Genomic DNA, 12,441 nt, shown 5'->3' with positions numbered 1-12,441 from the left:
CCTACAAATACTATTCACTTTTTCTAAATCTATATTCGTGCCACTCTATTCATTTTTTGTTTTCTTCTGAATAAAGTTATCAGTTATTTTATCATGTCTATAACGTTTCACTCTACTAAATATTCTAACAATATACGCTTATTTACTTAAGTAATGTTACTAATTTTTCATATATTGCTGTGAAACCTCATAAACAGATACCCCTATGTGTATTTCTTTCTTTATTTTACGAAAGAAATACTTCAAAAAATAAAGGTGCTTTTCCCACTTTGGTTGCCATCTGTATTACGTTTTCTTCAATACCTTTGCGATTCGTAGTACATGCTGCAAACTTTGTTTCACATCATGAAAATCCATAGTGGCCGCCGGTTTTCTGGCGATAATAACATAGTCCATATTCGGCTTAAGCTCATCCTTTAACTCATGGATACTTTGTCGAATATAGCGTTTAATCTGGTTACGGGTTACTGCATTCCCAAGCTTCTTACTAACTGATAAACCTATACGAAATTCAGTTTGTTCCTCTTTCATCAGAAAATAAACAACAAACTGACGATTAGCGAAAGATTTACCTTTTTTAAACACCTTTTGAAAATCCTCATCTTTTTTTACTCGTTGGCGTTTTTTCATTACTTTCACCTGCTACTAGATAATATCTTTTGATCCTCATTTCTAGCTTTACTAAAAATAAAGAAAAAAAAGACCACTGATGTGGCTCAGTGGACTTATTTTATGCTGATAAAACTTTTCTTCCTTTACGACGACGAGCAGCAAGAACTTTACGGCCGTTTTTCGTGCTCATACGTGCGCGGAAACCGTGAACTTTACTGTGCTTACGTTTTTTTGGTTGGTAAGTACGTTTCATTTATATAGACACCTCCTGAATGAAAGTTGAATTTTTCAACATACAGACCTGAATATTATATAAAGCATCTAGTTGTTTTGTCAATGAATTTCATAAATTTCTTTCGTCAACCAGTTTTATTGCTCCTTTTATTGAAACATAAATGTTAGTTCTGGTTCTTAGTCTTCCTGTCTCTTAAAATAAAAATAAATTATCCACAGGGGACTTGTTTTTTTTACACAGAGTTGTGTATAGTATTTTTTGCATGTTTTTTTATCCACAACATTTATCTACAGCTTTTTAACATAAACAGAGGCTGTGGACAACTAGTAAGTGCATAAATGAATGGTATGTGGATAAGTTTCGTAAACTATTGAAATAGCTTTGTTTTTCTGATACGATTACTGTGCTTCACTTTGTTGAAAACTGAAATCGACTTTTATTTTATCCACAACTGTTGATATGCTGTGGATAATTTTTATCACAGCCTCTGGTTAACTTTTATCCACAGATTGTGAATTTGTGGATGAAGTGTAAAATGAACATATTTTCCATTTTATAAATGAATTATTTTTTTGTAATTGTATTGAACTGTAAAGGAGATTAGCAGCTTGGAACATTTAGAAGAACTATGGAATAATGTCCTGGCTCAAGTTGAACAAAAAATTTCTAAACCAAGCTTCGAAACGTGGCTAAAATCTACAAAACTACTTACTTATAATGGGAGTGGTTCTACTGTAACAATAGCCGCGCCAAATTCGTTTGCTCGAGACTGGCTTGAGAATCATTATATTCATTTGATTACAGGTATATTAACGGAGCTTACAGGCGAAGACTTGCTTATTAAATTTGTTGTTCAAAAAAACCAGGATTCGGACGATTTTGATTTACCAGCGCCGATCATCCAAGCAAAAAATAACGATCACCATGATATTTCACCAGGTATGTTAAACCCGAAGTATACTTTTGATACGTTTGTTATTGGCTCTGGTAATCGCTTTGCACACGCTGCCTCACTTGCTGTTGCTGAAGCGCCCGCGAAGGCTTATAACCCATTTTTTATTTATGGAGGGGTAGGGCTTGGCAAGACACACTTAATGCATGCAATAGGTCATTATGTTTTAGAACATAACCCAAATGCCAAAGTAGTCTATTTATCATCTGAAAAATTTACAAATGAATTTATTAACTCAATTCGGGATAATAAGGCACTCGATTTTCGTAATAAATACCGCAATGTAGATGTACTGCTAATTGATGATATTCAATTTTTAGCTGGAAAAGAATCAACTCAGGAAGAATTTTTCCATACTTTTAATACATTGCATGAAGAATCAAAACAAATTGTTATTTCCAGTGACCGTCCCCCAAAGGAAATTCCGACTTTGGAAGACCGTTTACGTTCTCGTTTTGAATGGGGATTAATCACAGATATTGCACCACCTGATTTGGAAACTCGTATCGCTATCCTTCGAAAAAAAGCAAAGGCTGACGGTTTAGAAGTGCCAAATGAGGTAATGCTCTATATTGCGAACCAGATCGACTCCAATATTAGGGAGCTTGAAGGTGCGCTTATTCGCGTCGTTGCCTATTCATCACTAGTAAACAAGGATATTAATGCTACTTTGGCTGCAGAAGCATTAAAGGATATCATTCCTAATTCGAAGCCACGAACTGTCACAATATTAGACATTCAAAATGCAGTAGGTGAGCATTTTAACATACGTTTAGAAGATTTTACTGCCAAAAAACGTACAAAATTAATTGCTTTCCCACGTCAAATTGCGATGTTTTTATCCCGCGAATTAACAGATTTCTCGCTGCCGAAAATTGGCGAAGAATTTGGTGGACGTGACCATACTACTGTTATACATGCTCACGAAAAAATATCTTCTATGTTGAAAAATGACGTTCAACTACAACAAGATATTAAACAAATAAGAAGCATGTTAGGAAAATAATCTGTGGACAATTCAATTATTTAAACACAAACTTATGCACAGTCTATCTACATGTGGATAGACTGATTTTATTGACTTAAATATACTTATCCACAAATCCACAGGACCTATTACTATATCTTTTTTATTTTATATAAATAAATAATATAAATATGTGAGGGAAAACGAATGAAATTTGATATTTTACGTGACCGTTTATTAGAAGGTTTAAATGATGTCATGAAAGCTGTAAGTTCTAAAACAACGATACCTATTTTAACGGGGATAAAAATTGACGTTACTGAGGAAGGAATTCGCCTAACTGGTAGTGATGCTGATATTACGATTCAAACATTTATTCCAGTTGAAGAAGACGGACAACAAATCATTCATATTACAGATACAGGATCAATTGTTGTACAAGCACGTATGTTTAATGAAATCGTACGTAAATTACCAACAAATGAGGTTGAAATTCATGTAACACCCGGTTTCCAAACGCATATCCGTTCTGGGAAATCTGAATTTCATTTGATTGGATCAGATGCTGCAGAATACCCATTATTACCCGAACTAACGGAAGATCAAAAATTTACTATTCCTGCTGACCTATTGAAGTCTATTATCCGTGAAACAGTATTCGCTGTTGCTACTTCAGAAAGTAGACCTGTGTTGACAGGTGTAAACTGGCAAATAAAAAATGAAGCATTAATCTGTGTTGCAACAGATAGCCACAGATTGGCAAGACGGAAAGTTCAGCTGGAAAATTTACCTGAAGTTGAACATAGTGTCGTTATTCCAGGAAAAAGCTTAAATGAGTTAAATAAAGTATTAGAAGATTCAACAAACCTTGTTCAAATTGTTATTACGAGCCAACAGGTGTTGTTTAAAACTGGAGAAGTATTATTCTTCTCTCGTTTGCTAGAAGGGAACTACCCGGATACAACACGTTTAATTCCAGAGGAGTATCAAACAAATGTAACGATTAATGGGAAATCATTATTGCAAGCAATCGATCGTGCATCACTCGTTGCTCGTGGTGATCGTAATAATGTTGTACGTTTTGAAATTCTAGACCACCAAGCTGTTGAAGTTTCTTCTAATTCTCCAGAAATCGGTAAAGTACAAGAGGAGATTCCAGTAGAATTACTTGAAGGGGAGAACTTAAAAATTTCCTTTAGTGCGAAATATATGATGGAGGCATTAAAAGCCATCGATGGTCAAGATGTAGTCATCCAATTTACAGGAGCAATGAGACCATTTATTTTACGTTCTGTTCATGATGATGCAATTCTACAGTTAATTTTACCTGTACGTACTTATTAAAAATTCAAAGTACTTTCGATAGAAAAATAAAATGCTTTAATGATCAACTGTATTGACTTTGAAAACATTAGGATAGTCGCTAATTGCGGCTATCTTTTTTTACTTATGATGGATTTTTAGGTATGATAGAGAGATAGACAGTCTGAATTTGGAGGGGAACACAGCTATGAAGGACATTAAAATTGATGTGGAGTTTGTCACATTAGGGCAACTTTTAAAAATGACCGATGCGATTAGCTCAGGTGGTATGGCGAAATGGTTTTTACATGAAAATGATGTGTATGTTAACGGAGAAGTGGATGATCGCCGTGGTCGTAAATTACGTGACGGAGACATCGTTAATATTCCTGGATGTGGTCGATTTCGTATCGTTGGATCCACTGGACAGTAAGATATGCATATAGAGCAGTTAAAACTTACAAATTACCGTAACTATGATGCCTTAGCTTTAAAATTCTCTCCAAAAATTAATGTTTTCATTGGTGAAAATGCGCAAGGAAAAACAAATGTAATGGAATCTATCTACGTATTGGCGATGGCTAAATCCCATCGAACGACGAACGATAAAGAATTGATACGTTGGGATTCAGACTATGGTAAAATAGAAGGGGCCGTTCAAAAAAGGCATGGTATTTTACCGATAGAGCTTACGATTACAAAAAAAGGCAAGAAGGGTAAGATAAATCATATAGAGCAAAGTCGCCTTAGTCATTATATTGGTCAAATGAATGTCGTGATGTTTGCTCCCGAAGATTTGAATGTTGTAAAAGGGAGTCCGCAAATTCGGCGCCGTTTTATTGATATGGAGATTGGGCAAATTTCGCCTGTTTATTTACATGATTTATTAACCTTTCAAAAAATTTTAAAACAACGTAACCACTATTTAAAAATGAATCAAGGAAAAACAAAGATAGATGACGTGATGTATGAGGTCTATAATGAACAATATATTCACGCTGCTACTCAAATTATTCGAAAAAGATTTCAATTTATGGATTTATTGCAAGAGTGGGCAGAACCAATTCACGGAGGTATTTCACAAGGGAAGGAAATATTGCTTATCAAATATCGCACAGTAGCTGGTATAGAAAAGCATCATACTTCCAGTGAAATTGAAAATGTCTTGCATAAAAAGCTGATTGAAGCTAAGGAGCGAGAGTTTGATCGAGGAGTAACATTAGTGGGTCCTCATCGAGATGATTTGCAGTTTTTAGTAAACGGCTATGATGTACAGACTTATGGTTCGCAAGGACAACAACGTACTACCGCTCTTTCATTAAAACTTGCTGAAATCGAATTAATTAAACAAGAAACAAATGAAACACCCATACTACTTTTAGATGATGTATTGTCGGAACTCGACGATTATCGTCAATCGCATTTATTAAATACCATTCAGGGTGAGGTTCAAACCTTTGTAACGACTACAAGCGTTGATGGAATTCATCATGAGACAATGGAGCATGCACAGCTGTTCCACGTGAAACAAGGAGCGATTGAAGAAAGTTAGCCCGGGTAGTTTTTTAGATTACAAAAGAATGGTAATAGTCAGCTCGGTTGACTGTTCATTCATTTACACAAATGATGTTATGAAGGAGTAGATGAAAGCCGTGGCTATAGAGAACGAAGGTTTACAAAATCAAGCTTATGATGCCGATCAGATACAGGTATTAGAGGGTTTAGAAGCGGTACGTAAAAGACCTGGTATGTATATCGGCTCAACAAGCTCTAAGGGGCTTCACCATTTAGTATGGGAAATTGTTGATAATAGTATTGACGAAGCACTAGCAGGATTCTGTACAGATATAAAAGTAACCATAGAAAAAGACAATTGGATTCGAGTAGAAGATAATGGTCGTGGTATTCCAGTAAGCATTCAAGAAAAAATGGGTAAGCCTGCTGTAGAGGTTATTATGACAGTGCTGCACGCAGGTGGTAAGTTTGGCGGCGGCGGCTACAAAGTATCTGGTGGTCTCCATGGTGTTGGGGCATCTGTTGTGAATGCATTATCAGTTGAAACAATTGTTCAAGTACATCGTGAAGGTCATATTCATGAGATTAAATTTGAGCGCGGTCAAACTGTTCAACAGCTAACAGTTATTGGGGATACAGATCATAATGGCACAACTACACGTTTTAAAGCCGACCCTGAAATATTTAAAGAAACTACTGTTTATGAATATGACATTTTAGCACATCGTATTCGTGAATTAGCTTATTTAAATCGTGGTATAAAAATTATAATTGCTGATGAACGTGAAGATGAGGAACGTTCTACTACATATCACTATGAAGGTGGTATTCGTTCTTATGTAGAACATTTAAATCAATCGAAGGAGCCAATCCATGATCCAATTGATGTTCTTGGAGAAAAGGATGGTATTTCAGTTGAAATTGCTATGCAATATAATGCTGGATTCTCCTCTAATATTTTTTCATTTGCTAATAATATAAATACGTATGAAGGGGGTACCCATGAATCTGGTTTTAAAACAGCCCTTACACGTGTTATTAATGATTACGCCCGTAAAAGCAGTCTTTTAAAAGAATCAGATGCTAATCTTACTGGTGAGGATGTTCGTGAAGGGCTAACAGCTATTGTTTCCATTAAGCACCCTGATCCACAATTTGAAGGGCAAACTAAAACTAAACTTGGTAACTCTGAAGTCAGCCAAATTACCAATTCTCTATTCTCAGATGGTTTTGAACGTTTTATGTTAGAGAACCCAACAATTGCTCGTAAAATTGTTGAAAAAGGTTTAATGGCTGCCCGTGCTCGTGTAGCTGCAAAGAAGGCACGTGAATTTACACGCCGAAAAAATGCTCTTGAAGTATCCAGCTTACCTGGTAAATTAGCTGATTGTTCATCTACAAATCCGGCAGAATGTGAAATTTATATCGTTGAGGGTGATTCCGCTGGTGGTTCTGCAAAATCTGGACGTGATCGTCATTTCCAAGCAATCCTACCGTTACGTGGTAAAATTCTGAACGTTGAAAAAGCAAGATTAGATAAAATTTTATCGAATGCTGAAATACGTGCAATGATTACGGCATTTGGTACAGGTATTGGGGAAGAATTTAATTTAGAAAAGGCACGTTACCATAAAATTGTCATTATGACAGATGCCGATGTTGATGGTGCACATATTCGTACATTATTGCTAACATTCTTCTTCCGTTTCCTTCGCCCTTTAATAGAGGCAGGCTATATTTATATTGCCCAACCACCACTTTATCAAGTAAAGCAGGGCAAACATGTTGAGTATTGCTATGATGATGAAACACTCAAAGAAATTCTTGAGCGACTACCAAAAATGCCAAAACCGAATGTACAGCGTTATAAAGGTTTAGGTGAAATGAATGCAGAACAGCTTTGGGAAACGACAATGGATCCTGAGCATCGTACATTATTACAAGTAGAATTAGATGATGCCATTAAAGCAAATCAAGCATTTGAGCGTTTAATGGGCGATGAAGTTGAACCACGTCGTCAATTTATCGAAGAAAATGCTGTATACGCTAATTTAGATATTTAATTTTTCTTGAGAGGAGGTCTACACTTTGTCAGAACAAGAACGCTCCGGTGTTAAAGGAGTTAATATCACAGAAGAAATTGAAACATCCTTTCTTGATTATGCAATGAGTGTAATTGTTTCACGTGCATTACCTGATGTACGTGATGGATTAAAGCCTGTACATCGCCGTATTTTATATGGTATGCAGGAGCTTGGGAATACAGCAGATAAAGCGTACAAAAAATCAGCACGTATTGTTGGGGATGTAATGGGTAAATACCATCCACATGGTGACTCTTCAATCTACGATGCGATGGTTCGTATGGCGCAAGATTTCAGCTATCGTTACATGTTAGTTGATGGTCATGGTAACTTTGGATCTGTGGATGGAGATGGAGCTGCTGCAATGCGTTATACGGAATCACGTATGTCACGTATTGCCATGGAGATGCTTCGCGATATTAATAAAGACACAATTGACTACACAGATAACTATGATGGATCAGAGAAAGAGCCTGTTGTGCTACCAAGTCGTTATCCTAACTTATTAGTAAACGGAGCGGCAGGAATTGCGGTTGGTATGGCCACGAATATTCCGCCACACCAGCTTGGAGAAACGATTGATGCAGTAATAGCACTTTCTGAAAATCCTGCTATTACAACTGAAGAATTGATGGAAATCATCCCGGGACCTGATTTTCCAACGGGTGGATTAATTCTAGGTCGAAGCGGTATTCGTCGTGCATATGAAACAGGTCGCGGCTCAATTATTATTCGTGCAAAAGTAGAGATTGAACAAAAAACGAATGGTAAGGAAACAATTCTTATTCATGAATTACCGTACCAAGTAAATAAAGCTAAGCTTATTGAAAAAATAGCTGAGCTTGTACGCGATAAAAAAATAGATGGTATCACAAATCTACGTGATGAATCTGATCGTCGTGGTATGCGAGTAGTCATAGAAATACGTAAAGATTCAAATGCCAATGTAGTATTAAATAATTTATATAAACAAACAGCTATGCAGTCGAGCTTCGGTATTAATATGCTGTCATTAGTAAATGGTCAGCCAAAAGTGATGGGCCTTAAAGAGATGCTGCATCATTATTTAGAACACCAAAAGGTTATTATTCGTCGTCGTACAGAATTTGACTTAAGGAAAGCTGAAGATCGTGCACATATCTTAGAGGGCTTGCGTATTGCGCTTGATCATATTGATGAAATTATTGCTATTATTCGTGGTTCCCGTAGTGGTGAAGAAGCGAAGCCACAATTGATGGAACGTTTTAACTTATCAGAACGTCAAGCACAAGCGATTTTAGATATGCGTTTAGTCCGTCTAAGTGGATTAGAGCGTGAAAAAATTGAAGCAGAATATCAAGAGCTTCAAGTACTGATTGCTGAGTTAAAGGCGATTCTTGCAGATGGAGCGAAAATTGTCGATATTATTCGTACAGAAATTTTAGAATTGAAAGAACGCTTTAACGATAAACGTCGTACTGAAATTACTTCTGGCGGTATAGAAATGATTGAGGACGAGGATTTAATTCCGGTCGAAAACTCAGTCGTAACCTTAACGCACAATGGATATATTAAACGTTTAGCTGCAAATACATACCGCAGTCAAAAACGTGGTGGTCGTGGTGTGCAAGGAATGGGTACAAATGAAGATGATTTTGTAGAGCACCTTATGAATACATCCACACACGATACAATTTTATTTTTCACTTCAAAAGGAAAAGTATTTAGAGCAAAAGGTTATGAAATTCCGGAATTTGGCCGTACAGCGAAAGGATTACCGATTGTTAACTTACTTAATATTGAAAAAGGTGAAAAGGTAACAGCGATGATCCGTGTAGGTTCATTTGATGATGAAGATGCATACTTCATCTTTACTACTAAGACGGGTATTACAAAGCGTACACCAGTATCTCAGTTTGCTAATATCCGCACCAATGGTTTAATAGCTATTAGTTTACGGGAAGATGATGATCTCATTTCAGTTCGTTTAACTGATGGCGATAAGCAAGTCATAATAGGTACTCGTGATGGGATGCTCGTTCGTTTCCAAGAAGATGATATTCGTTCAATGGGACGTACTGCTGGCGGTGTGCGTGGTATCAAATTACGTGATGGTGATGAAGTAGTTGGTATGGAAATCATAGAACCAGGTCAGGAAATCTTAGTTGTTACGGAAAAAGGATACGGTAAACGTACTTCTGAAGAAGAATATCGTCTACAGAGCCGTGGTGGTGTAGGGTTAAAAACAATGCAAATCACTGATAAAAACGGTCCAATGGTAGCTGTAAAAACTGTTGATGGATCTGAGGATCTAATGCTTATTACAATTAATGGTATGTTAATTCGTATGGATATCAATGATATTTCATTAATTGGTCGTAGTACGCAGGGAGTTCGTTTAATTCGTTTAGGGGATGACGAGCTTGTGGCAACTGTAGCAAAGGTTGAAAAAGAAGATGAAACTAATGAAGAAAATGATGAAATAGAAGAATAATAAAAGGACCGATGACAGCAGCTATAAATTGCCGTTCATCGGTTTTTTAGCATAAATCATGAAAAATAAGTAATTATTTTGAATTCCATGATAAAATGAAATTAACCGTAAAGCAAGCGAAATAGTGAAGAGGTGTTAATTGCATGGAAACTATACATGTCCCAATATCGGAGTTGCGTGTAGGTAAAGTAATTTCTGAGGATATTTTTGCAAATACACAATATCCTATAATATTTAAAAACACAATCATTTCTCATGAGCATTTACAAGTCTTTTTTGCTTTTAATATTTCAAGAGTTTCTGTTTACAAGGATGGTACGGACCAACAATCTGAAGTAAGTGAAACGGATTTAGTCGCACCACCTGAGGCTGTTCCAACTTTTAAGAGAGTCTATGATAATTCTGTCGAGCAATTTAAAAAAGAATTTAAAAATTGGGAAGCTGGTGCAAAAGTTGATATTGCCAAAGCACGTTCAATTATTTTGCCATTAGTGGAAATGGTGTTAGAAGATCGTACAATCATCTTTGATTTAAATGAGTATTCAAACCCTAAAGATTATTTATATCATCATTGTGTTGCAACTGCATTGATTTCATCGGTGATAGCACAAAAATTAGGTCATGATAGAGGAACGACGATTCAAGTTGCCATTGGAGGACTGTTAGCGGATTGTGGAATGGCAAAAATTCATCCTCGGATTCGCGATAAGAAAACAACCTTAACAGAAAAGGAATTTGATGAAATTTATAAGCATCCTACGTATAGCTATAATATGGTCAAGGATTTAACAATCTTAAAAGAAACAATGAAGGAAGCAATTTTCCAACACCATGAGCGTTTAAATGGGAGCGGTTATCCAAAGGCTGAGAAAATAGCTAACATTTCTATGTTTGCTCAAATTATAGCAGTTGCAGATGTATTTCATGCAATGACGTGTGAACGTGTATATAGAGCTAAGCAATCGTCCTTTAAAGTAATTGAAATGATTAATGAATCCGAATTTGGAAAATTTGATATTAAAGTAGTTCGAGCACTTATTGATATTGTTGCTGACTTACCAATAGGTACAATCGTAGAACTATCTAATTTGGAACGTGGGGAAGTAATGTTTGTAAATAAATTTGCACCAACACGGCCACTTATTAAATTATGCCTTTCAGGTGAGATTTTTGATTTAGGAAAAAATCGGACATTTTATATTTCACGTATTATAACGAATTAATATTAAATGAATGACAATCGATGATAAATTATCCCTTCTAAGTAAGTGTTGAAAAATGGCTATAGTAATAGTCGAAACAATTGCTTGGAGGGGATTTTCTATGAGCGAAAAGGGGAGAATCTGATTACAATATGTAAGCTTATAAAATATTATATAAGAGGAGAACAAGAGGGGAATCATAAGGCTGATGTAGATGAATGTAAATATTCATCAAAGGAAATGCGCTTTCTTTAAACCTAGAAAGAAAGAGATTGTACCTTGAAATCTATAAATATGTTCTTTGCAAAGTGATGTTAAGATTGGGACATCCATAAAAAAGCGCAAATGCAAGAACAAAGTGTGTGGTCCATTAGTTGCAGAAAACGCTCTTTCATTGATTAAGATATTTTCATATTCAATATCTACAAATAACTCTTAGATAAGGGGCTAGTAGCGTGTAAAGTTCGAAATCAAAATAGATATGTAAGTAAAAATGTAAATATTTCAATGTGTTTTTACTGGATGTAAACAATTATGCTTTTGGGACAATCTAGTTATCTTCCTTTTTTTAGTATATATACATAACTTATTTTTGAATGGATGCATATTACCTTAACTATAGTTCTTCTTAATATATATATGGTTAAACAATATTAAGACACTAAGCACTAAAATTGACTACTGATAAAGTCTTACTAAGTTTTTAACATTGGCAGGATTAAGTCTGTTCAATGGAAGGATGTATCTGTGTAAAATTATATAATCAATAAATAATATAGTATGTAAGTATCTTTTAATTACTAAGTAGATATAGGAATGAAATAGTTAATTATAAAAAACTATATATTTTTTTGAGAAAGTGTTGACATAGTTATAGAATATTGATATTATTAGTGAGTCGCCAAGAGGTGACACTGAAATTGAAGTAAATGAACCTTGAAAACTGAACAAGCAAAACGTAATCAATCAAGTTTTTAGTAGCTAGCTTCTGTTGGTGAACAAAACAAAAATTTTGGACATCAAAATTGATGCCAGCAAAACAATTTGAGCTAATCAAATTTCTTTTATGGAGAGTTTGATCCTGGCTCAGGACGAACGC

At 35.5% G+C, this 12,441-nt stretch carries 9 protein-coding genes; 7 read left to right on the top strand and 2 right to left on the bottom strand.

Annotation, left to right across the window (positions count from 1 at the left end; genetic code table 11):
- Positions 1-285 precede the first annotated feature (285 nt).
- Together rnpA and rpmH are read right to left on the bottom strand one after the other, a co-directional pair.
- The gene (rnpA, locus tag ACQKIM_RS11790; RefSeq protein WP_427543804.1) at positions 286-630 is read right to left on the bottom strand and encodes a ribonuclease P protein component; all 345 of its coding nucleotides are present in this window, start codon (positions 628-630) and stop codon (positions 286-288) included.
- A 100-nt stretch (positions 631-730) separates the two neighbouring features.
- Positions 731-865, bottom strand: coding sequence for a 50S ribosomal protein L34 (gene rpmH, locus ACQKIM_RS11785; protein WP_004233310.1), 135 nt, complete (start codon positions 863-865; stop codon positions 731-733).
- Between the two features lie 590 nt (positions 866-1,455).
- Here rpmH and dnaA point away from each other — a divergent pair.
- The 7 genes from dnaA (at position 1,456) to ACQKIM_RS11750 (ending at position 11,363) form a co-directional block, all read left to right on the top strand.
- Positions 1,456-2,805: a chromosomal replication initiator protein DnaA gene (gene dnaA / locus ACQKIM_RS11780; protein WP_427543801.1), complete on the top strand. Its 1,350-nt coding sequence runs from the start codon at positions 1,456-1,458 to the stop codon at positions 2,803-2,805.
- A gap of 168 nt (positions 2,806-2,973) precedes the next feature.
- The gene (gene dnaN / locus ACQKIM_RS11775) at positions 2,974-4,110 is read left to right on the top strand and encodes a DNA polymerase III subunit beta (protein ID WP_427543798.1); all 1,137 of its coding nucleotides are present in this window, start codon (positions 2,974-2,976) and stop codon (positions 4,108-4,110) included.
- Positions 4,111-4,276: 166 nt separating this feature from the next.
- Complete coding sequence (gene yaaA / locus ACQKIM_RS11770; protein ID WP_427543795.1) at positions 4,277-4,501, top strand: S4 domain-containing protein YaaA; 225 nt, start codon at positions 4,277-4,279, stop codon at positions 4,499-4,501.
- A 3-nt stretch (positions 4,502-4,504) separates the two neighbouring features.
- Positions 4,505-5,620: a DNA replication/repair protein RecF gene (gene recF / locus ACQKIM_RS11765; RefSeq protein ID WP_427543792.1), complete on the top strand. Its 1,116-nt coding sequence runs from the start codon at positions 4,505-4,507 to the stop codon at positions 5,618-5,620.
- 91 nt (positions 5,621-5,711) lie between these two features.
- Positions 5,712-7,646, top strand: a complete 1,935-nt coding sequence (gene gyrB / locus ACQKIM_RS11760; protein WP_427543789.1) for a DNA topoisomerase (ATP-hydrolyzing) subunit B — start codon at positions 5,712-5,714, stop codon at positions 7,644-7,646.
- 25 nt (positions 7,647-7,671) lie between these two features.
- Positions 7,672-10,140 (top strand): DNA gyrase subunit A, encoded by a 2,469-nt coding sequence (gene gyrA / locus ACQKIM_RS11755; protein ID WP_427543786.1) that lies wholly within the window; start codon positions 7,672-7,674, stop codon positions 10,138-10,140.
- Positions 10,141-10,283: 143 nt separating this feature from the next.
- A complete protein-coding gene (locus ACQKIM_RS11750; RefSeq protein ID WP_427543783.1) occupies positions 10,284-11,363 on the top strand; it encodes an HD-GYP domain-containing protein in 1,080 nt (359 codons plus the stop codon).
- Positions 11,364-12,441: the final 1,078 nt, after the last annotated feature.

It is taken from the genome of Lysinibacillus sp. NPDC047702 (assembly GCF_050272555.1).
Lineage (GTDB): Bacteria > Bacillota > Bacilli > Bacillales_A > Planococcaceae > Lysinibacillus.
Note: the sequence above shows the minus strand (reverse complement) of the source record. Positions and strands in the feature narration are given on the sequence as shown.